The sequence below is a fragment of the Tangfeifania sp. genome, assembly GCF_055108615.1.
On record NZ_JBSQIC010000035.1, the window covers coordinates 14,239 to 35,777 of the forward strand.

Below are 21,539 nucleotides of genomic sequence, written 5' to 3' on the forward strand. Positions count from 1 at the left end.
AAAATAAATTTAAAATTATGAACAAAAATTTAATCATGACCGGAATGCTTCCGGTGTTTTTCTTACTGGCTGTTTTTTTCAGCGCATGCAATATATCGGAAAGTTCAAAAATTCCGGTACTATTCGATACCGATGCCAATAACGAAGTGGACGACCAGCATGCGCTGGCTTACCTGCTTTTCAGCGGCGACCATTTTAACGTGGAAGGCGTTACGGTGAATGCTACCAGCGCTCCTAGCGGTTATTCCGAAGAATCGGATGTGAGTGATCACTACGAAGAGGCCAAACGGGTGATGCAGCTTTGCGGAAATTTGTATAGCAAAATTCCGCTGAAAACCGGTGCCAACGGTTCGTTCGAAGAAATTAAAAACCATATTGGCGAGCCGGAATTCGACGGTCACGAGGCGGTTGATTTTATTATTGAACAGGCCATGAAAAAACGCAACCAAAAACTGGTACTGCTGCCGGTGGGCAAACTCACCAACATTGCCCTGGCACTGATGAAAGAACCGGCCATTGCCGAAAAAGTGCGAATTGTGTGGCTGGGCTCCAATTACCCGGAACCGGGCGAACACAACCAGGATTGGGACATCGAATCAATGAACTACATTTTGGATGTGGATGTGCCGTTTGAAATCGTTACAGTACGTGGTGGAAAACCATCGGGAACGGCTGCGGTGATGGTTTCGAAAGACCAGATTCTGCACCGGATGCCGGGAAAAGGACCTGAAATTGATACTCCGGTTACCGGTCGCCACGGAGGCGATTTCACCAATTTTGGTGATTACTCAGCCAATTTGTTCAGCCAGTATGGCATGTGGGGCGATCCTCCGGGCCGTGCACTGTTTGACATGGCTGCAGTGGCAGTGGTTAAAAAACCTGACTGGGCCGAAACCCGCGAAATTCCGGCACCTGTGTATATGGACGGGAAATGGATGGAGCGGCCCAACAATCCGCGAAAAATTACCCTTTGGGAATGGTTTGATATTTACGGTATTGTAAATGACTTTTTTGTTACTATGAATGATTATAAACTGGTGAAAGCAAAATAAAAAACTATGAAATCATTGGTAAATTCAGTTAGTGGAAAATATTCATTTCCATATTCAATATGCCCGGACAGCGTTCGAAATATTATCAGAACCGCGAGTTGAAAATGACTGCCGAAGAAGAGCAGCAAAAAGCAAAGGATTTGGTAGATTATTACAAAATTTGTTTTGCCCACCCGGCAGTTGACGGCATTCTGATGTGGGGCTTCTGGGAAGGTGCCAACTGGATTCCGCAGTCGTCGCTCTATAAACGCGACTGGACTCCCACACCGGCTGCAGAGGTTTATCAGAATCTGATTTTTGACGAGTGGTGGACCAATGTGTTTGGGACAACAAAAAACGTTGAGTTTTCAACCCCAGCTTTCTATGGGAAGTACAAAATTACAGTTGATGGCAAAACAAAAGAAGTGAACCTGAAGAAAGCGGAAGGAAAAGTGGTAGTTGAATTTTAATGTAAAATTGAGCAGCTAATTGTTTCGTCTGCTCAATTTAAACGGATTTTAGCTATTTTAACCTGTGTTCATCCTTATCCATTTCTTCCCAAAATGCATCATTTTTTTTATGCATTTCATTGCTCAGTAAAAAAGCCATTGGTTTTGTTTGGCTATTATTGTCAAGGATAATTTTAATAACTCCGATTACCGGAATGGCAATCAGGATTCCTGTAATTCCCCAAACAAAACCACCGAAAACAATGGCAATTAACGCAAAAAGTGGGTTAATCGATACGCTGCTGCCCACTACTTTTGGTGTGATAATGTTCCCCTCGAGCTGCTGGATAATGAAATACATGCCCACAATGGCTGCAGGTTGCCACCAGGTATCGGTAGTTGCCAGGGCATATAAAAATGGAAGTGTTCCACCCAGTGTTGTGCCGATATATGGAATAACAGCTAAAAATGCAGCAAGCAATCCCCAGAAAACCGCATACCGGATGCCGATTATCAGCAATCCCACGCTATTTAAAACAGCAAGAATTGCTATAACCAAAAGCAAACCATATAAATATTTCTGTATGGTTTTCCGGATTTTTTTCAGAATCGCATTTAAATTTTCTTTCTTGTCTTTTGGTGCCTGAATGAGTAAAAACCGTTTAAAATTTTCCTGATACCATAAAAAGAAGAAAACAAACAGGATGATTAAAAAAAGGTTGAAAAGAAATGTTGTTACCGATGAGATTCCTTTCTGGGCAAAAGCTAAAGTGTTGTCAGCAATTTGTGGGATATTCTCCATCAGGCCGGATTCACTCATGTCAATACCGGGATTTATTTTGAAATTGGTGTTCAACCAATCTAAAATTTTTTGCAACCCTTCACTTAATTTTCCGGTAATGTTCTCCAAATCGTTGATAATTACCGTTAGTTGCATTGAAAATAGTGTTATCACAATACCAACCCCCACGATGACACTGAACAGTGTGAGCAAAATTGCCGGAACTTTATATTTCACAAGACGCTGAAAAAAGCTCAAAAGCGGCTGCAGCATAATTGTGAAAAGAATTGAAAACGTCAGTGGCCCCAGAAAAAATTTGCCCTGTTGCAGAATGATGTACCCCAAAACAATAGCTAAAAACAGATAGGCTAACCGCTGAAAAGAAACCGGTTTATGGATATTGTCCTTTTGGGCAGAAAGTTGATTCATGACGTTCATTTTGATTTGTTGTGTTGTAAAGTTAAGCAATATATTTTCTTGTCCGTTTCATGATTTACCCAAAAAAGCAGGAAAAACAGAAGTGATTTTTTAATTAGGTTTGCAAGAAGTTTAAAGTAACCTGAAAAGTTGGAAAAAATCCGAAAAATAATCCATGTTGATATGGATGCTTTTTATGCATCGGTGGAGCAGCTCGATAATCCGGAGCTGAAAGGAAAACCGGTTGCGGTGGGTGGTTCAAGCGACAGAGGAGTGGTGGCCGCAGCAAGTTACGAAGCCCGGAAATTTGGGGTGCACTCGGCCATGGCTTCCTCAGTTGCCAAACGCAAATGCCCGCGGTTGATTTTTGTTAAAGGTAGGTTTTCGCGTTATCGTGAAATTTCAAACCAAATCCGCGAAATATTTTTTGAATATACCGATTTGGTAGAACCACTCTCGCTCGATGAAGCTTACCTCGATGTAACTTATGCAAAAAAAGGAAAACCTTCGGCCACACTAATCGCTCAGGAAATCAGGAAACGTATTTTCGAAGCAACCAAATTAACGGCTTCGGCTGGTGTTTCGTACAACAAGTTTTTGGCAAAAGTGGCTTCTGATGTAAACAAACCCAACGGAATTTTTGTGGTTACCCCCGAAAAAGCTCAGGATTTTATCGAGAGCCTCGAAATAAAAAAGTTTCACGGAATAGGAAAAGTAACCGCTGCAAAACTCAACGATATTGGCGTATGGTTTGGCCACGATTTAAAAAAGCTCGACCGGTTTGAACTGGTGCGGTTGTTTGGGAAAGCAGGTAATTATTACTATAATATTTGCAGAGGCGAAGATAACCGTCCGGTTCAGCCAACACGGGAACGTAAATCACTGGGCGCTGAACAGACCTTTTCTAAAGACCTGTACCTGGAGCACGAACTGGAAGAAGAATTGCTGAACATTGCTAATGAAGTTTGGAAACGTGCACAGCGGGCAATGATAAAAGCTAAAACGCTCACACTAAAATTTAAATATGCCGATTTTGAGCAACATACCCGCAGCAAAACAATTAATGGGTATTTCCTGACGAAAGAAGAATTTTTGGCTGAAGGTAAAAAGTTGATGCAATCGGGTAATTTCAACAAAGGAATCCGCCTGCTTGGATTAACCCTTTCCAATTTTCAGCATGAAGAACGCAAAGACCCCGTTCAATTGACCATAGAATTCTGAAAAAGAAAAAATTGGAGAAGTAAAATTAATCTATGGAAGCTAAGAGCAAAAATTAACTTTTGTTCTCTCCCGATTAAAATCGTAATTTCGGCCAAAAATTTCTGAAATGAAAAAGCTCAAACGTTTTTTATTAATCCTCCTTGTTGTAGTAATTGCAGGGTATTTACTGGGGCCCAAACCACCACAACCCGAATTGAACAAAAACCTGCCATCGGTGACGGCAAGCATACGTAACATTGAGGATTATATTGCGAAAAAAGAAGCAGAATTGCCAGTAAGGCCCGACAACGAATCGCGCATTATCTGGGCCTGCGATTCAGTAAAGGAGCGCACCGATTACAGCGTGCTTTACCTTCACGGGTTTTCGGCATCCTGGTACGAGGGATTTCCGGCAAATGTTGAGTTTGCCAAACACTTTGGTGCCAATGCATACTTTCCCCGGCTGGCTTCGCATGGTTTGGACACCGAAGATCCTTTAATTGACATGACTCCCGACCGACTGTGGAAATCGGCAAAAGAAGCATTGATGATTGCACGCAGCCTGGGGAAAAAGGTGGTAATTATGAGTACTTCAACAGGAGGAACACTTGCGCTCGAGCTTGCTGCCGAATTTCCGGAATACGTTGATGGGTTGGTGCTCTATTCGCCAAATGTCAGGATAAACAATAATACGGCATTTATGCTTTCCAAACCCTGGGGACTGCAAATCGCCCGCTCGGTTTACGATGGAAAATATCGGGTGACAAGCCAGGATTCCACATCAAAAGAATGCCGGTACTGGTATTGCAAATACCGGCTGGAAGCGGTGGTTTACCTTCAGCAACTGGTTGAGGAAACCATGGTTGATGAAACTTATGAGCGGGTGACTGCCCCTGTTTTTCTGGGGTATTATTATAAAGATGACGATAACCAGGATGAAGTGGTGAAAGTGAGCGCCATGCTGGATATGTTTGAAAAGCTGGGAACCCCCGAAAATCGTAAGGTGAAAATGGCCTTTCCCGATGCTGGCGAGCATGTGATTGCCTGTGAAATGACTTCCGGATCAGTAGATGAGGTTATCAGGGAAACCATAAAGTTTGGCGAAGAAATTCTTCGCATGGAACCTGCAAACTGACTTCGGGATCAGGCAATTTTAGAAGATGCGGCTTCGTCGATGTACCAGATAAGTTTGCCGTTTTCAGGTGTAATATAATAGGCTGGCAAAAGTTTGGCAACCTCCTCGTCATTCATAATTTCAGCAATCCGCTGTGCTTTGTTTTCTCCTGTCACCAAAAAGAAAATCCGGTTGGCATTATTGATTACTTTTCCTGTGAGGGTAATTCGCTGTTGCCCGGTTTCAGGGTGTTCGGCAACCGCACAAACTTGTTCTTCCTCCAGCAGGTTCAACTGGTTGGGGAATATTGATGCGGTGTGGCCATCATCTCCCATACCAAGAATTATCAGGTCGAAAACCGGAATTCCATTACGTGAATTCAGGTTTTCTGCAATTTCCTCTGAATAACGTGTTGCTTCTTCTTCGGGGGCATTTTCTCCTTTTATCCGGTGAATGTTTTCCTGTGGAATATCAATTTGCGAAAAAAGGATATCGTTGGTCATTTTAAAATTGCTTTCTTCATGGTCAGGAGACACGCAGCGTTCATCGCCCCACCAAAAATGGAGGCGTTCCCACGGAATAGAATCTTTGTGTTTTTCCACCAGTATTTTAAAAAGCTTTTTAGGTGTACTTCCACCCGATAAGGCAATATTAAAATGTGGCTGAGAGGAGCGTTGGGTCATTTTGAATATTTGCTTTGCTACCCTTTGGGCCACTTTTTTGGGTTTGGCAAATATTTTTACTTCTGTTGAGGCAGCCATAATTAAATATTTAAGTGCCTAAATTTAAAAAATAATTTTATTTATAGTTCACAGTAGGTTCCGTCGTCCGAAAGATTTTTGCAGGGGTACCTCCAGTCACCGTTTTGAATGAGTTTGTCTGAACTGTCGGGGCCCCAGGTTCCTGCCGGGTAGCCGTAAATAGGAATGTTCGGGTTGTTTTCCCACGCATCCAGAATGGGTTGCACAAATTTCCAGGCTTCTTCCACCGCATCGCCACGCGAATAAAGCGTGGCATCGCCCTGCATGCAGTCGAGCAGCAATCGCTCGTAGGCCGAGGGGAGCCGAACTTCTAATAAATCGGAATAATGAAAATCCATGTTAACGGTTTGCACCTGAAATCCGGCTCCGGGTGTTTTCATTCTGAATTTCAGCAAAATGCCTTCGTCGGGTTGAATGCGAATAATTAACTGATTGTTAACTGGCCCTTGTTCGCCCGAATTATTAAAAAGATGATGCGGCACCTGTTTAAAATGGATAACAATTTCGGTTACGCGGGCGGGCATTTTTTTGCCTGTTCGGATGTAAAAAGGCACTCCGCCCCAGCGCCAGTTGTCAATGAAGAATTTCATGGCTACAAATGTTTCGGTCCTGGAATTGTTATCAACTCCGGGTTCTTCACGATAGCCTTTTATTTTTTTCCCTTTTATGGTTGAATTAATATACTGGCCGCGAATAACATTTTCGGGAACTTTTTCTTCCGGAATAGGGCGCAGCGACTGAAAAACTTTTACAATTTCGCTACGAATTGCATCTGCCTCAATAACAACCGGAGGCTCCATAGCCACGAAACCGGCCAGTTGCAACAAGTGGTTTTGCAACATATCGCGAAGTGCGCCGGACTCGTCGTAGTAACCGCCCCGGCCTTCCACACCAATGCTTTCGGCCGAGGTGATTTCAACCCGCTCTATGAAATTGCGGTTCCACAATGGTTCAAAAATCCCGTTGGAAAATCGGGTGACCAGCATGTTCTGCACACTCTCTTTCCCAAGGTAGTGGTCGATACGGTAAACCTGGTTTTCATAAAAATATTTGAGCAGTTGTTTGTTTAGTTTTTGGGCCGATTCAAGGTCGGACCCAAATGGTTTTTCAACAATAAGCCGCCTGAAGAATTCATCCGATTTGCTTAACCCGGTTTCACAAAGGTTTTTGGCAATGGTTTCGTAAACCGATGGAGGGGTGGACAAATAAAAGATGTAGTTGGCATCTGTTTTTTTGTCGGCACCTAATTTTTCAAGCCGTTTTTTTAGTATTTTGAAATCTTCTGTTTTGTCTGGAGAAACAGGCTGATAATACAGCATTTCGGCAAATACTTGAGCCTCTTTGTTTTCGGGAAGAAATTCAGCGGTTCGTTTTCTAAAGTCCTTGTCAGAAAGTTTAGTCCGCGAAGCCCCCAAAACGGCAAAATTTTCGGGCAACATTTTTTGCTGGTACAGGTCGAAAAGTGCTGGTATTAATTTACGTTTGGTTAAATCGCCTGAGGCACCAAAAATAATAAGTACCTGGTTTTTTGTCTTCTTCATTCTGTTGATTTTTTTTCTCCTTGTTCAACACAATATACAACCACATTGTTCTGATGAAAAAAATACCTGAGGTTAAAGTGCTCTGTGCGATTGTTTTTTAACACCTGTCCGTGTAATTCTCCGGGTATTGTTTCCGGCAGAATTAAAATATCGGTGTTGAATTGTATATTTTTTTCGCGAGTGCATTTAAATATGGCTTCTTTGGCACTCCAGTAAATTATTTGTGCCATTTGAGTGTCGGGTGCGTTGCTGGTTTGTTCTTTTTCTTTTTCAGAAAGAAATCGGTTGACCACGGGGTGAATGTTGCGGTGGATGTTTTCCGCATCGATACCAATATTTTTTTTGGACAGAAAGACAACAGCTAACTGGGCGGAGTGGGAAATACTTATATTGTAGCTGCTGTTTTTAAGTATTGGTTTTCCTGATTCATCGTAAATAATTTCTGCTTTTTTACCCAAAATTTCCTTCAACAGCAAACGTACGGCCAGAAATTCTTTTTTACGCTTTTCAATTTTAAAGCTTTCAACAGTTGCTTTTTCAGCGTCTGAAAATTGAAAATCAGCCTCCAGTTGGGTACTGTTTTCGGCCAGTTCCCAGATTCCGATTACCCCTTCCGGAGTTTCTATTTTTTTTGAAAATGGCATTAATCCCAGTAGGTTGTTTCAATGAGCCGGATTACATCTTCTTCTAAAAAATCGACTACAGGTTTCAGCGAATCGATATTTGGTGTTGCCCGTATGTAAAGTGCGCCACGCAAAAAATGCGTGGCACTGTCGGTCAGAAAAAACTGAATGGGGGAAGCTGCATTTCCTTTTATCCGGTAGATGGTTCCGTAAACGTCTCTCCCCGGATTCATGAAAATTTGTTCTTCAATAGCATTGGCTTTAACGGAATGTTTATAGGCGAGTTCGCGTGTTTCTTCAATAAGTTCGGCCAAAAGCTGGCGGCTGGGTTTTGGAGCGTTTTGCAACTGGTAATACGAAATGTGTACTTCTGCTTTGTTTTCCGGTACATTAATATTAATCCAGTCCTTTTTTCCCGGATTCCTGCTGTCGGGGGTAATGTTGGCATAATCAGGAATTTCAAACTGATAGGGGAAATCGCTGTTTAAAGTGTGGTATTGTTTTTCAGGAAAATCGATGCGGAAGAAACCGCGTGGTTTGGGTGAATGTTTTTGATTACATGCCAAAACTACGGTAAGAATAACAATAAAAAACAAAATTTTTTTCATGCTGTAAGTAACTACGTATTTTAGAGTAAACGCAAAAATAATGACTTAATTTTTAACATGGCATTTATTCAGGGGATTATGGAAAGAAAAAAAAGAGTAAAAAAAGCCCCGCAGTGGCGGAGCTTTGTATTTATTCAAACTTAAAATGGCAAATCATCGTCGCCACCCTGCTCATCAGCTTCGGGTTCCGAAACTCCTTCAAAATTAGAGGATCCACTTTGGTTATTGTTGTTCTGTGAACCTTGCGATTCCTGATTGTTATCTTGAGAGTTAGATTTCGTATCAAGCATAACCATATTATTTGCCACGACTTCAGTAAAAAACTTTGTTTCACCGTCTTTTTCATATTGGCGGTGAGTTAATTTACCTTCAATGAAAAGCCTTGAACCCTTTTTGACATATTGCTCCACCACTCCTGCAAGTCCTCTCCATAACACGATATTGTGCCATTCAGTTGTTGTTACACGCTCACCATTTTTTGCTCTGTAGGATTCTGATGTTGCCATTCTGAATTTAGCAACTTTAACATCCTGATCGAGATGTTTTACTTCGGGGTCATTACCTACGTTACCAATTAAAATTACTTTGTTTACTGACATTTTTACTTATTTTAGGTTAACTTCCTTAAAAATACGAAATCTCATTTTATTTTACACAATCATACTGAAATAAATTAAAATCCCCTGAGTTTTTTAGCAAAATTTCAATTAACCGGGGAACCGGAAAATCGGAAACTGAATTCTTTTCAACCCTTATTAGATTATCAGTTAGCGATTTTATTGAAGGAATTTCAACATGAATTAATGTGGCAAAAATTACCTGGTGACTTAAAATGTGCTTGACTGGTTTCGAAATTTTCTGCACGGATACAGAATGTCCGTTTAAAAATGGTATTTCTTTTAATCCTGCAATTTCCGAATCCATAAGTTCTTTTTCGGATTCAAGCAACGGAAACTGGTAAAGGTTTTTCCAGATGTCGTTTGCAGTGCGTTTTTCCAGCCAGGTAAATTTCCCGTCATCAATATAAAAATAGTAGAAATAACGATTTCGTTGTTTGGTACGTTTTTCTTTTACAGGCAGCTCCTCTATCTTTTTTTCTGAAAAGGCAAAGCAGGAACCTGCAACCGGACAGTTTTTGCAGTTGGGCGATTTAGGTGTGCATTGAAGCGCCCCGAACTCCATCAGCGCCTGGTTATGAAAGCCGGGATTTTTTTGGGGCAGCAGCCCGGATGCCAGTTCATGAAATTCTTTTTTGCCTTTTCCTGAATCGATAGGGGTTGATATTCCAAAATACCTGGAAAGTACACGGTAAACATTTCCATCAATTGCAGGGTGGGGGAGTCCGAACGCAATAGATGCTATAGCCGCACCGGTATAGGGGCCGATCCCTTTCAAACTGATAATGTCTTCATATGTTTCTGGAAATTTTCCATGCAGTTCGTTTTGAATGAAACGGGCAGTTTGGTGCAGATTTCGGGCCCGCGAATAGTAACCAAGCCCCTGCCAAAGTTTCAAAACTTCATTTTCGGAGGCCTCGGCAAGGTGTTTTTGGGTTGGAAACCGATTAATAAAATTTAAATAGTAATTTTTTCCCTGTTCAACTCTGGTTTGCTGAAGAATTATTTCAGAAATCCAGATTTTGTAGGGATCATGCGTCTTTCGCCAGGGTAAATCCCTGAAATTTCTACTATACCAGAGGTGGATTTGTGGTACAAATTGATTCATTTATGCTAATTGATTCATATTCTTTCGTTAAATGCAAAAATAAATTAATTAAAAAGCTTTCGGGTTTTTAAATTATTTTTATTTTTGCATACCAATTTAACCCGATTAATTTATTGAAAACTAAATATTTTAAGAGATGACAAAGGCAGATATTGTAAATGAAATTTCGAAAAACACAGGAATTGAAAAAGTAACTGTTCAGAAAACGGTTGAAGCATTCATGGAAACCGTTAAAGATTCGTTAGAAGATGGTAAAAATGTTTACCTGAGAGGATTTGGTAGTTTTGTGGTCAAAAAGAGAGCAGAAAAAACTGCACGTAATATTTCAAAAAATACCACAATTATTATCCCTGCTCACTACATTCCATCATTTAAACCAGCCAAAACCTTCGTTTCACAAGTAAAAAATAACGTAAAATAGTAAGTTATGCCAAGCGGAAAAAAAAGGAAAAGACATAAGATGGCAACGCATAAACGCAAAAAGAGATTGCGTAAAAACCGCCACAAAAAGAGAAAATAATTTTTAGTTCATTTGTTAAATAAACAGTTTAAACCTAAGGCATTTGTCTTAGGTTTAAACTGTTATAATAGTATATAATATATATTTAACAATATTAATATATAGGTTGTGAGTAGTGATTTAATAATAGACGTCACTCCATCCGAAATTGTTATAGCATTACAGGAAAATAAAAAGCTTGTTGAATTTACCAGGGAGAAGAGCGGGGCGAAATTTGCAGTTGGCGATATTTATCTTGGAAAAGTAAAAAAAATAATGCCAAGTTTAAATGCAGCCTTTATTGATGTAGGTTACGAAAAAGACGCTTTCTTGCATTACCTCGATATGGGGCCGCAGTTCTCCACACTTAATAAGTTTTTACGGATTGTTTCTTCCAGGAAAAATAAAATAACTTCGATTTCCAGGATTCATTCCAACCCCGACATTAACAAGGAGGGAAGGATTACCGAAATACTTAAAGCAGGTCAGAAAGTTCTTGTGCAGGTTGCCAAGGAACCTATTTCGACCAAAGGGCCACGATTAACTTCTGAAATTTCTATTGCAGGAAGGTACATGGTTTTAATGCCTTTTAGCGAAAAAGTTTCGGTTTCGCAAAAAATTAGTACCAACGAGGAGAAGAACAGGCTAAAGAAATTAGTTCAGAGCATCAAGCCCAAAAAATACGGCATAATTGTCAGAACTGCTGCTGAAGGCAAAAAAGTTGCTGATCTCGACCAGGAACTACGCCGCCTGGTGGATAAATGGGAAACCACATTTCATAAACTTAAGCGTGCTTCGGCACCATCGCTGATTATTGGAGAAATTGACAGGGCAACAGCTCTGCTTCGCGATATTTACAATCCGAATTTCAACAGCATTATTGTAAACGACCAGGCTGTTTGTAACGAAATTACTGATTACATTGACAGCATTCAGCCCGGTAAGAAAAAAATTGTAAAGCTTTATAAAGGAAACCTCCCGATTTTTGAGCATTACGGAATTGAAAAACAAATTAAAGCCTCGTTCGGAAAAACTGTTTCGTTTAAAAATGGAGCATACCTGATTGTTGAGCACACCGAAGCATTTCATGTAATTGATGTAAACAGCGGAAATCGTGCAAAATCGAGAGGAGACCAGGAAACAAATGCATTGGAAGTAAACCTTGCTGCCTGCGACGAAATTGCCCGCCAACTTAGGTTGCGCGATATGGGAGGGATAATTGTTATCGATTTCATTGATATGCATGTGGCAGCCAACCGGCAAAAGGTTTACGACCACATGAAAGATGTGATGGCAAACGACAGGACCAAACATAATATTCTGCCGTTAAGCAAGTTTTGCCTGATGCAAATAACAAGACAAAGGGTACGTCCGGAAGAGATTATTGAAACAGCGGAAAAATGTCCGACCTGCAGAGGTACCGGAAAAATAATGCCAACTGTTTTGTTTGTTGATGAACTGGATAATAAGGTGAAGTACATATTAAAAGATCTGGATAAAAAACGACTTTACATTAAGGTACATCCATATATCGCCGCTTACCTTACAAAAGGTTTTAAAAGCTACCGAAATAACTGGTTTTTTAAATTTTTTAAATGGGTGAGGGTTGAATCCAACAGTTCTTATTCTTTCATGGAATATCACTTTTTCGATGAGAATATGGAGGAAATTATTTTATAGAAACCGGGTTTAATCATCCGGTTTTTTTTATTATGATTTTTAGCTCAAAACGAGTAGTTTTTTAATATTATTTAAGAAAGGAAACATTAAAAAAAGAGGATTGTTATATTGAAACATTTACATTTGTACATGTTTTATTTAGCAGACAAAATTTACAGCAGGGTATGAAAAAACTGACACTGATACTGACTTTTTATTTGATAGCATTTTTTGCCGGTGCACAAATTATCGAACCCATAAAATGGTCGTTCGATTCGAAACAGGACGGAAAAGATATTGAACTGATATTCAAGGCATCGATTGAAGATAATTGGCATTTATACGATACATATTTACCTGAAGGCGGCCCAATTGCGACCTCGGTTATTTATTCCGATTCATCGAAATTTGAATTTGTAGGGGAATTGCAAAAAAGTCCGCAACCTGTTGAAATGTATGATCCTACATTTATGATGGATTTACGTTTTTTCAGTGACTCTGCCACATTGACTCAAAACATCAGGCTTAAAACCGATGAAAGGGTTGAAATCAGCGGTTATGTTTTGTTTATGGGCTGTGATGATGAAATCTGCCTGCCACCCAACGAGGCAGAATTTTCATTTACTTTTAACAGCGATGCCCAGCCGACTACTACCGAAACTACGGAGGTAACGGAATTGGAAGGGACTACCTCCGGATCGGCCAGCGGACAATCGTTGTGGGTGTTTATACTCATTTCGGCACTTGCCGGACTGGCTGCCATTTTAACACCATGTGTATTTCCTATGATTCCGATGACAGTTTCATTTTTTATGCGGGGAAGCGAGGACCGCGGAAAAGCCATTCGCAACGGTTTGTTTTTTGGGTTCTCGATTTTGTTGATTTTCACCCTGCTTGGAGCGCTCTTCTCAGTAGGAATATTCGGACCAAACGTAGGTAGTATACTTAGTACACACTGGATTCCAAACCTCTTGTTTTTCCTGCTTTTTTTGGTATTTTCTATCTCATTTTTCGGAGCATTCGAAATTGTTTTGCCAAACAATTTGGTAAATAAAACCGATTCAAAAGCTGAAAAAGGAGGTTTTGTAGGTCCGTTTTTTATGGCGCTTACCACTGTAATTGTTTCATTTTCATGCACCGGCCCGTTTATCGGGGCATTAATTATTGAAGCAGTGCAGGATGGTGGAATGCGTCCACTCATTGGAATGTTTTTCTTTGGATTGGCTTTTGCTGCTCCTTTTACATTGCTGGCTATTTTCCCGTCGGCGCTCAACAAACTTCCAAAATCAGGCGGATGGCTAAATGCTATAAAAGTTGTATTTGCATTCATCCTGCTTGCATTTGGATTTAAATTTTTAAGCAATATAGACCAGGTTTACGGTTTCGGAATATTAAGCCGCGAAATATACCTTTCCATCTGGATTGTGGTATTCTTCCTGCTGGGACTGTATTTCCTTGGCAAAATAAAATTTTCGCACGACAGCGACTTGCCTTACGTAAGTGTAGGAAGACTGTTTCTTTCAATAATCACATTTAGTTTTGTGGTTTACCTTTTTACAGGTTTGCTGGGGGCACCGCTAACATCTATTTCGGCATTGCTTCCACCTCAAAGCAACAATCAAATGTATTACTCAGGAGGTACAGCTACGGGAGGGCACAGTGTGCCCGAAGAATTATGCGGACCGGCAAAGTATGCCGACAAACTTCACCTCCCGCACGGTTTGAGCGGATATTTCGATTATGAGCAAGGGCTTGCCTGTGCCAATGAACAAGACAAACCTGCATTTGTGGTGTTTAAAGGTCATGCCTGTGCCAATTGCAAAAAAATGGAAAACTCGGTTTGGGCAAATCCCGAAGCTTTGCGCATTCTTTCTGAAGAGTATGTGATCGTTGCACTTTACACCGATGATCGAACCAAATTACCCGAGGATGAATGGGTGGTTTCTACTGAAGATGGAAAAGTAAAAAAGACTATGGGTAAAAAGAACCTCGATTTGCAAATCACTGAGTATTCAACCAATAGTATACCTTACCATGTTATTATTGAACCCGATGGTACAAAACATACAATGGGCGTTACATTCGAAGATGGAGAATTCCTGGAATTCTTAAAAAAAGGAATTGAATAACTTATCAATCAGTAAAATATAGCCCCGGTTAGCATAGCCGGGACTTTTTTGTGATCATTTTTTAACATTTCAAAAGTTAATCTGCCAATTGAATTAAATATCTTTAATTGAATTTTTATTCAAAAAGATAATAAAATGGATACTTTAAAGTGGTTATTCTGGAATGTGGATACCCAAATTGATTTTGTTTACCCCCGTGGCAAACTCTACGTTCAGGATGCAGAAAATTTAAGACCTCAGTGGAAAAAACTCACTCAACTTGCAAAAAACAGAAATATACAAGTTATAAATTCTGCTGATTACCATTATCCCAATTCTGCTGAACTGGATGCAAATCCTGATTTTGTCAATACATTTCCTGAACATTGCATGGCAAACAGCCGGGGAGCCGATTTTATAAAAGAAACCGACCCGGAAGACCCGGTAATATTTGACTGGGACAAAGAATACCTGATTACTCCTGAATTGTTTGATCCATTTAAATACCGAAATTTTATCATCCGAAAAGATGCATTTGATGTGTTTTCAGGAAATCCGCTCACCGAAATAATCCTAAAAAACATCAAACCTGAGTCGGTAATTGTTTACGGCGTAACTACCAATGTATGTGTAGATGCCGCCGTGAAGGGGTTGAGCCGGAAAGTGAAAAATGTGTATGTGGTAGAAGATGCAATTAAAGAATTGCCAAATATTCCTTTGCCATTTGAAGAGTGGGACAAAAAGGGTATAAAACGGATTCGTTTAAAAGATGTTGAGAAACTGATAAATTGACGAATCAATTAATCTGTTTCCTTTTTTTGTTCAGCAAAATTTTTCTCGAGTAAATCACTTCTTTTAACGGTATTTCTGAGCCACTGCAATTTTATGGCTTTTTTTTCAGGCGCTGTAAGCTTCCAGGAAACGTTTGGGTTATTGCGCAGTTTTTCGGTAAGGTGATGCAAAAGTATCGCAGCCGACACCGAAATATTAAAGCTTTCAGTGAAACCATACATCGGAATTTTTACATATTCATCCGCTTCATTCATAATTGTTTCTGAAATTCCCGGAAGTTCTGATCCAAAAACAAAGGCTGCCTTTCCTTTTTCGATGTCAAAATCATCCAAAAGTGTATCGTTTGTATGCGGCGAAGTTGCCACAATCCGAAATCCCTCTTTTTTAAGTGTTTCTATGGCTTCCAGGCTATTGTTTTCCTGTTCGGAAAATTTTCTGATTGTCAGCCATTTTGAAGAACCAAGTGCAACTTCTTTATTCACATTGAATTCATTCCTTTTTTCAATCACATTCACATTCTGAATACCAAAGCAATCGCAAGTTCGTAGCACTGCACTTGCATTTTGCGACTGGTAAATGTCTTCAAGAACCACTGTAAAATAGGAGGTTCGATTTTCAAGTATTTTATCAAAAAGTTTTAATCGTTCAGGAGTGACATAATTCGAGAGGTATTCAATCAGATCTTTTTGCATTTGCAATTTCATTCAGTTTTTGTCATAAAAAAAGGAAGCAGTTGTGCTTCCCCTTAAACTTTCTTAGCTGTACAGTTAAGATACAGCATCTGCCAAATCAGCGCCAGCTTTAAACTTCACTACTTTTTTGGCAGGGATGGTAATTTCTTTACCGGTTTGTGGATTTCTACCAGTTCTGGCTCCACGTTCAGTTACTGAAAAAGTACCGAAACCGATTAAAGCAACCCTGTCACCGCCTTTTAAAGCGCCGGTTGTTGCTTCGATAAAAGAATCAAGAGCTTTTTTTGCGTCAGCTTTTGTAAGGCCAGCTCCTTCGGCCATTGCATCAATTAATTGTGCCTTGTTCATAAGTTAAAAATTTTAATAAATGAATAAGTTGTTGAAATATAACATTTTAAAATAAAAATGATTTCAGTTTAACTTTAAATTTTAACTACCGTTGTGTTCCAAACAGCCAGTAAAATCAATAGTTTCAGAGAACTTTTTTAAGATTTAGCTAAATTCAGAAAATCCTTTTAAAAAAACAACCCCAAGCCCCTTTTTTTTTCAGCATTTTGGGATTTTTTTTCTGAGAAGTGTTTTTGGAATTAAAAAAAAGTTCTACTTTTGTCGGCCTCGGAGAGATGGCAGAGTGGTCGAATGCGGCGGTCTTGAAAACCGTTGAACCGCGAGGTTCCGGGGGTTCGAATCCCTCTCTCTCCGCTGGAAGGACTGGACAAAACCAGTCAACAAGTGGACAAAAGCCTACAAGTCAATGATTTGTAGGCTTTTTTATTTGTATTTTGTCCACTCCAAAAGACACCCAAAAGCCCCGAAAAGACACAAATTTGTGCCTAAATCGTTACCCTTTTCAAACTGGACAAAAACGGTAACGATTTGTCCGAAAATGACCTCTCGCTGTCCAAATTTGTACAGTCTGTATATATCTCACAATTAATACATTAAAAGTAATTTTGTAACATTAAAAAGTGAGATTATGAAGAGTACATTTGAAATTCTTTTCTACCTGAAAAAAGGGTCGGAAAAGCGTAATGGAGAGGTAACAATTATGGCAAGAGTTACCGTTGACGGAAAAATTTGCCAGTTCAGTACAAAACAAAGCATTCATCCTGATAACTGGAGCGTGAAAGCCGGGAAAGCGACAGGAAAGTCTGCCGTGCAAATCAACAAGTTATTGGATGATGTCAAAGCTTCACTGAATCAAATTTACCACGAACAGCAACGGCGTGATAACTATGTTACTGCCGAGAAAGTAAAGAACGAGTTTTTAGGTCATACCGAAAATCACGAAACCCTGCTTAATCTTTTTGAAAAGCATAACAATGACGTGAAAGCGTTGGTCGGTATTTCTAAATCAGCATCTACACACCAAAAGTACGAAGTTACGCGCAAGCATCTTGAAAACTTTATACAGTATAAATATAGGCTGTCGGATATGGCATTGAAAGAGATAAACTTAATGTTTATCACTGATTTTGAAGTATATCTTAAAACTACCTGTAAATGCAACTCCAACACCACAGCTAAGTTTATGCAGTTTTTCAAACGCATAATTTTGATTGCCCGCAACAATGGAATAATTATCGGCGACCCTTTTGCAAATTACAAAATCCGCTTGCAAAGAGTAGATAGAGGTTATCTTACAGAAGACGAAATCAAGAAAATCCTTGAACTTAACCTTGTTTCTGATAGGTTGGAACACGTCCGTGATTTATTTATCTTTTCCTGTTTTTGCGGTTTGGCTTACATAGACGTAGCCGGACTTAGAAAAGAACATATCCGTAAATCGTTTGACGGAAATCTGTGGATTATGACCAAGCGAGTAAAAACCGGAGTTGATGTGAATGTGCCGTTACTGGATATTCCCAAAATGATTTTGGATAAGTATAAAGACAAGTTACCTCATGGTAAAATTCTTCCTGTTATCAGTAACCAAAAGCTAAATTCATACCTGAAGGAGATTGCCGACTTATGCGGAATCCAAAAGAATCTTACATTTCATTTAGCAAGGCATACTTTCGCCACCACAACTACGCTGGGCAAGGGCGTTCCTATCGAAACAGTTTCAAAAATGCTCGGACATACCAATATCGAAACCACCCAAATCTATGCGCGAATCACTAATAACAAGATTAGTAGTGATATGAAAGGGCTTTCGGAACAGTTTTCCGGTATTGAGAATATCTATAAAAAAGCAGTTCAATAGTTACCTTTTTGGGTATAGTAACGAGCAGGTAACGATTTCGGTAACGATTTCGGTAACGATTTTCAGTATAAATAATTAAATATTAAACAGATATGGAACTACAAATCATTCAAAACAAGATTTTCGAGATAAGAGGTCAGCGTGTCATGGCAGATTTTGACCTTGCCGACCTTTATGAAGTTGAAACAAGGGCATTGAAACAAGCTGTTAAGCGTAATATCGACCGTTTTCCTATGCCTGATTTTATGTTTGAACTGACACGGGAAGAAAGCGATGCAGTTATCAAATTAGGGGTATCACAAAATGTGATACCCCCCGGATATAACGTCGGTTCTTCTTTAATCATGGCATTTTCCGAGTTGGGCGTTTCCATGCTCTCGTCAGTGTTAAGGAGTAAAAAAGCCATTCAGGTCAATATTTCCATTATGCGGGCTTTTGTCGCTTTACGCCAGTACGCACTGGAATATGCCGAACTTAATCGTAAATTAGAGGACTTCATGATTGAGACAAATATGCAGTTCAGCGATATTTATCAGGCTCTTACGGAATTGGCTTCGCAAAAGGAGTTGGAAAACAAACCCCGAAAGAGAATAGGTTTTAATGTTCAAAATGAAGAATGAGTATGGAACGAGGATATATAACAATCAAAGAAAATAGTGAAAATCAACTAATTGTTGAAGCAAAACTCGTAAACCGCACCCTTTGGATGTCAAAACACGAAATGGCTGATTTGTTCAATGTGTTTGTCAATACAATAGGTAATAACCTTCGGGCGATATTCAAATCCAGCATATTGCGGGAGGAAGAAGTTACCCGAACACACAAATACGAGAATAACGGTCGCCAATGCGAAGTAACGCTGTACAATCTGGAAGCATTGATTTTTGTCAGTTACCGTATAGCATCTTATGAAGCACGGGCTTTTCGGGAATGGCTCATGAAAGCCCTAACCGAATATACTCGGACAAAACCCAAGCAGGAAGCAGAAGTTTTGATAGTGTATAATTTGTCGTCAAAACTCCCTGTTATATCTCTAAATTAACGCATTATATTTACTACTATTTCCGATATAGAGCTTTTTGTGCTAAAAATAGAGCGTATTTATAAGCGTTTATCCTCATACCTTTGTATTTATATAACAAATTCAGTCATGAAAAATGTAATCTATTTCTTAATCGCACTTTTTGTGGTTTCCTGCGGTTCTACCGGAACAAAATCAAAATATGAGCAAACCATTGGGCATTATCTTCAAACAGATAAAAGGGGCAGTAAATATGACCTTAAATTCAAGGTTATAGAGTTGAACGAACAAGGTACGATAACAGTTGCGGACAGCATTGCTTATCTTACCGATGAGTTTAGAAAAGACAAGGCGCTAATTGTAAAACGAGTTGAGTTGGCTAAAAAAATGACCGAAACATTACTCGCTAAGGAAAAAAAGCAAAGCGAAATTGATAAGTATAACGCTGACATTGCCGTAATGAATGCCCGTGTTGATTCGCTTAGGAATCTTCCTCCCGACAATCTGAACGGTTACGACAGTCGAAACGCAAACGACATTCTTGCTCTGATTATCCGTTGTAAGTATTCGCTTGTTCCTCCGGGTGGAACAACGGTAGAAGAAACATTCGATTTCTACTTATCCCCTGACGGTAGTAAATGTTACGGAAAAACAAGGGCAAAATAAAAAATCTTAAAAAAACTACCAACTTGGTAGTCTTTTTAAGATTTGTTATTATGCGCTTTTATTTGGAATCGTCTTCATCCATGCGCTTCAATAATCTCTCTATCAGAATGTTTAAGTATTTTGTCCTATCTATCTTACGGTCTTTAATTGAAATGTACGTCCTGTAATACTCTCCTAAGTCTATATTGAACATAATCTCAAAAGCTAACATTATTTCTTTTATGTCTGCATGTCCTCTATTTACAAATCTACTCGCTTCAAAACTATAACCGATCTCAACTAAAGCAGTTTTTGAGCCAGTCCACTTCAAATCGCCAATCGAAATGGCTGCACGTTTTTTGTCTATAAACTGTTGTTTTTCAAAACTGTGCATTTTTTTGTTAAGATAGATTCGCAACATTTCATTACAAATTATTTTAGCGATTTTAAAGTCATAGCCAGTGGAAAATGAGGAATCCATAATAAAATGAACACTGTCTAAACAGAGTTGCAGAGAGCGTTTGTTTCTTGTGAAATAATGTTCATCAAAATGTGTAGATTTTGATCTGTAATATTGGTAGAAGTCTAAATTACGTTCAAAAAAATAGGTTAAGCTATCCAACTCCCTTTGATAATACTCTACTAATGTGTCGTTACTACCGTTAGGACATTTTAATTCCATTCTATGAATTTTGTTGAAGTAAAGCAAAAAACCTAATACTTCAGGCTTTATATCCTTGAAAAATTGAATCTCATCTTTTGTGGAAATATTTTTTAATGAAAGAAAATCTGTTCGTAATTGAAATAGGCAATTCTCCAAAAAATTAATCATATCAACAGATTCTTCTATCGAAATATCACAACCCTCTAAGTCTATACTTTCTAATTTTATTTGTATAGGCTCCAATATTTTAGAGAAATATTCTATCATAGCCTTCTCATTTAATTTTTTAATCATTTAATTTTTTCGTACCCATGTTTGAGTCTGATAAAATAATCCCCAGTATCCGCGCACTTTAAGTTTTGCTTCCTCAATCCAAATACTACACTTATAGGTTTTCCCGTCCTCTGGATCATATATGGTTCCATCCTCCCACTTATTATTCTTGTACTTAAAATCTTTCAGCATTATCAATCCGACTAAAGGAGTGTTTCGTTTATTTTTATCTGGATTTTCAGTATCAGTAAGCGGATTACCGTTATCGTCATTTGGATATTTTAGCCAAATAATTTTACCATAAAACTTGCTTTGTTCCTGATAAATTTCCACAGTAGCTTCTCCGCCAGAAATAATCCATTTGCCGATAATTTGTTCTTGTGCAAATCCGTTTGAAACGGTAGCAAAAAAAATGATGATCAAGATAGCTGTTTTCATTTTTATGTTATTTATGTTATTAAAATAGCTTATTTCACAATTACCATAGCGGAGTTTTAAAGCCTAATAGCAAACTTACGCCATGCAATCGTTGATTGTCTAATGACGTTTTAAGAAATGTAGATGAGTATTGTATTTCACCGAACAGGACGAAATATCTGGTTATTTCGTAATCTATACCTATTGCAGCATTAAATTGTGGAAAACATTTCGTTTTGGTTCCAAAAATAATTTCTCCGCTATCTGTTCCTGACTTGATGAACGGCGCATCCATAAAGGTTACTCCTGCACC

Annotated in this window: 24 protein-coding genes and 1 tRNA gene; 13 read left to right on the forward strand and 12 right to left on the reverse strand. The window is 39.1% G+C overall.

Annotation, left to right across the window (positions count from 1 at the left end; genetic code table 11):
• Positions 1-17 precede the first annotated feature (17 nt).
• Together ACTCNA_RS09440 and ACTCNA_RS09445 are read left to right on the forward strand one after the other, a co-directional pair.
• Positions 18-1,052 (forward strand): nucleoside hydrolase, encoded by a 1,035-nt coding sequence (locus ACTCNA_RS09440; RefSeq protein ID WP_462947664.1) that lies wholly within the window; start codon positions 18-20, stop codon positions 1,050-1,052.
• 59 nt (positions 1,053-1,111) lie between these two features.
• Entirely contained in the window at positions 1,112-1,501 is a 390-nt protein-coding gene (locus ACTCNA_RS09445; protein ID WP_462947665.1) for an endo-1,4-beta-xylanase, read from the forward strand.
• Between the two features lie 52 nt (positions 1,502-1,553).
• On the opposite strand, the gene ACTCNA_RS09450 is transcribed toward ACTCNA_RS09445, so the two are convergent.
• Positions 1,554-2,690: an AI-2E family transporter gene (locus ACTCNA_RS09450; RefSeq protein WP_462947666.1), complete on the reverse strand. Its 1,137-nt coding sequence runs from the start codon at positions 2,688-2,690 to the stop codon at positions 1,554-1,556.
• A gap of 138 nt (positions 2,691-2,828) precedes the next feature.
• Between ACTCNA_RS09450 and dinB the strand changes: the two genes are divergently transcribed.
• Positions 2,829-3,899, forward strand: a complete 1,071-nt coding sequence (dinB, locus tag ACTCNA_RS09455) for a DNA polymerase IV (protein WP_462947667.1) — start codon at positions 2,829-2,831, stop codon at positions 3,897-3,899.
• 106 nt (positions 3,900-4,005) lie between these two features.
• Positions 4,006-5,013 carry an alpha/beta hydrolase gene (locus ACTCNA_RS09460; protein ID WP_462947668.1) on the forward strand — a complete coding sequence of 336 codons (1,008 nt, stop codon included), beginning with the start codon at positions 4,006-4,008 and terminating at the stop codon, positions 5,011-5,013.
• Positions 5,014-5,021: 8 nt separating this feature from the next.
• On the opposite strand, the gene pgl is transcribed toward ACTCNA_RS09460, so the two are convergent.
• The 6 genes from pgl to mutY form a co-directional block, all read right to left on the reverse strand.
• The gene (pgl, locus tag ACTCNA_RS09465) at positions 5,022-5,753 is read right to left on the reverse strand and encodes a 6-phosphogluconolactonase (protein WP_462947669.1); all 732 of its coding nucleotides are present in this window, start codon (positions 5,751-5,753) and stop codon (positions 5,022-5,024) included.
• 41 nt (positions 5,754-5,794) lie between these two features.
• The gene (zwf, locus tag ACTCNA_RS09470; protein ID WP_462947670.1) at positions 5,795-7,294 is read right to left on the reverse strand and encodes a glucose-6-phosphate dehydrogenase; all 1,500 of its coding nucleotides are present in this window, start codon (positions 7,292-7,294) and stop codon (positions 5,795-5,797) included.
• Positions 7,291-7,938, reverse strand: coding sequence for a 4'-phosphopantetheinyl transferase family protein (locus tag ACTCNA_RS09475; protein WP_462947671.1), 648 nt, complete (start codon positions 7,936-7,938; stop codon positions 7,291-7,293). Before ACTCNA_RS09475 ends, zwf begins: the two co-directional genes overlap by 4 nt.
• Entirely contained in the window at positions 7,938-8,525 is a 588-nt protein-coding gene (gene gldD / locus ACTCNA_RS09480; protein WP_462947672.1) for a gliding motility lipoprotein GldD, read from the reverse strand. Before gldD ends, ACTCNA_RS09475 begins: the two co-directional genes overlap by 1 nt.
• A gap of 140 nt (positions 8,526-8,665) precedes the next feature.
• Entirely contained in the window at positions 8,666-9,124 is a 459-nt protein-coding gene (locus ACTCNA_RS09485; RefSeq protein ID WP_462947673.1) for a single-stranded DNA-binding protein, read from the reverse strand.
• Positions 9,125-9,170: 46 nt separating this feature from the next.
• Positions 9,171-10,250, reverse strand: a complete 1,080-nt coding sequence (gene mutY / locus ACTCNA_RS09490; RefSeq protein WP_462947674.1) for an A/G-specific adenine glycosylase — start codon at positions 10,248-10,250, stop codon at positions 9,171-9,173.
• A gap of 136 nt (positions 10,251-10,386) precedes the next feature.
• Between mutY and ACTCNA_RS09495 the strand changes: the two genes are divergently transcribed.
• The 4 genes from ACTCNA_RS09495 to ACTCNA_RS09510 all read left to right on the forward strand — a co-directional run bounded on the left by ACTCNA_RS09495 (position 10,387) and on the right by ACTCNA_RS09510 (position 15,308).
• Positions 10,387-10,671, forward strand: a complete 285-nt coding sequence (locus tag ACTCNA_RS09495) for an HU family DNA-binding protein (RefSeq protein ID WP_462947675.1) — start codon at positions 10,387-10,389, stop codon at positions 10,669-10,671.
• 207 nt (positions 10,672-10,878) lie between these two features.
• The gene (locus ACTCNA_RS09500; RefSeq protein ID WP_462947676.1) at positions 10,879-12,429 is read left to right on the forward strand and encodes an Rne/Rng family ribonuclease; all 1,551 of its coding nucleotides are present in this window, start codon (positions 10,879-10,881) and stop codon (positions 12,427-12,429) included.
• A 164-nt stretch (positions 12,430-12,593) separates the two neighbouring features.
• Positions 12,594-14,537 (forward strand): protein-disulfide reductase DsbD family protein, encoded by a 1,944-nt coding sequence (locus ACTCNA_RS09505; RefSeq protein WP_462947677.1) that lies wholly within the window; start codon positions 12,594-12,596, stop codon positions 14,535-14,537.
• Positions 14,538-14,672: 135 nt separating this feature from the next.
• Positions 14,673-15,308 (forward strand): cysteine hydrolase family protein, encoded by a 636-nt coding sequence (locus tag ACTCNA_RS09510; protein ID WP_462947678.1) that lies wholly within the window; start codon positions 14,673-14,675, stop codon positions 15,306-15,308.
• Between the two features lie 8 nt (positions 15,309-15,316).
• Here the strand turns inward: ACTCNA_RS09510 and ACTCNA_RS09515 are convergent, their stop codons facing one another.
• Together ACTCNA_RS09515 and ACTCNA_RS09520 are read right to left on the reverse strand one after the other, a co-directional pair.
• A complete protein-coding gene (locus ACTCNA_RS09515; RefSeq protein WP_462947679.1) occupies positions 15,317-16,000 on the reverse strand; it encodes a TrmH family RNA methyltransferase in 684 nt (227 codons plus the stop codon).
• A gap of 75 nt (positions 16,001-16,075) precedes the next feature.
• Positions 16,076-16,348 carry an HU family DNA-binding protein gene (locus tag ACTCNA_RS09520; protein WP_462947680.1) on the reverse strand — a complete coding sequence of 91 codons (273 nt, stop codon included), beginning with the start codon at positions 16,346-16,348 and terminating at the stop codon, positions 16,076-16,078.
• Positions 16,349-16,617: 269 nt separating this feature from the next.
• On the opposite strand from ACTCNA_RS09520, the gene ACTCNA_RS09525 reads away from it, so the two are divergent.
• From ACTCNA_RS09525 to ACTCNA_RS09545, 5 genes are all read left to right on the forward strand, one after another.
• A tRNA-Ser gene (locus ACTCNA_RS09525) sits at positions 16,618-16,702 on the forward strand.
• A gap of 274 nt (positions 16,703-16,976) precedes the next feature.
• Positions 16,977-18,206 (forward strand): site-specific integrase, encoded by a 1,230-nt coding sequence (locus ACTCNA_RS09530; RefSeq protein WP_462947681.1) that lies wholly within the window; start codon positions 16,977-16,979, stop codon positions 18,204-18,206.
• 92 nt (positions 18,207-18,298) lie between these two features.
• Positions 18,299-18,826, forward strand: coding sequence for an ORF6N domain-containing protein (locus ACTCNA_RS09535; RefSeq protein ID WP_462947682.1), 528 nt, complete (start codon positions 18,299-18,301; stop codon positions 18,824-18,826).
• Positions 18,827-18,828: 2 nt separating this feature from the next.
• Positions 18,829-19,248 carry a hypothetical protein gene (locus ACTCNA_RS09540; protein ID WP_462947683.1) on the forward strand — a complete coding sequence of 140 codons (420 nt, stop codon included), beginning with the start codon at positions 18,829-18,831 and terminating at the stop codon, positions 19,246-19,248.
• 108 nt (positions 19,249-19,356) lie between these two features.
• Positions 19,357-19,893, forward strand: coding sequence for a hypothetical protein (locus tag ACTCNA_RS09545; RefSeq protein ID WP_462947684.1), 537 nt, complete (start codon positions 19,357-19,359; stop codon positions 19,891-19,893).
• A gap of 58 nt (positions 19,894-19,951) precedes the next feature.
• On the opposite strand, the gene ACTCNA_RS09550 is transcribed toward ACTCNA_RS09545, so the two are convergent.
• The 3 genes from ACTCNA_RS09550 to ACTCNA_RS09560 all read right to left on the reverse strand — a co-directional run.
• On the reverse strand, positions 19,952-20,830 hold the full coding sequence (locus tag ACTCNA_RS09550) for an RteC domain-containing protein (RefSeq protein WP_462947685.1): 879 nt from the start codon (positions 20,828-20,830) through the stop codon (positions 19,952-19,954).
• Positions 20,831-21,247, reverse strand: coding sequence for a DUF2147 domain-containing protein (locus ACTCNA_RS09555; protein WP_462947686.1), 417 nt, complete (start codon positions 21,245-21,247; stop codon positions 20,831-20,833).
• Positions 21,248-21,287: 40 nt separating this feature from the next.
• A partial coding sequence (locus ACTCNA_RS09560; protein WP_462947687.1) for a hypothetical protein occupies positions 21,288-21,539 on the reverse strand: 252 nt, incomplete at its 5' end.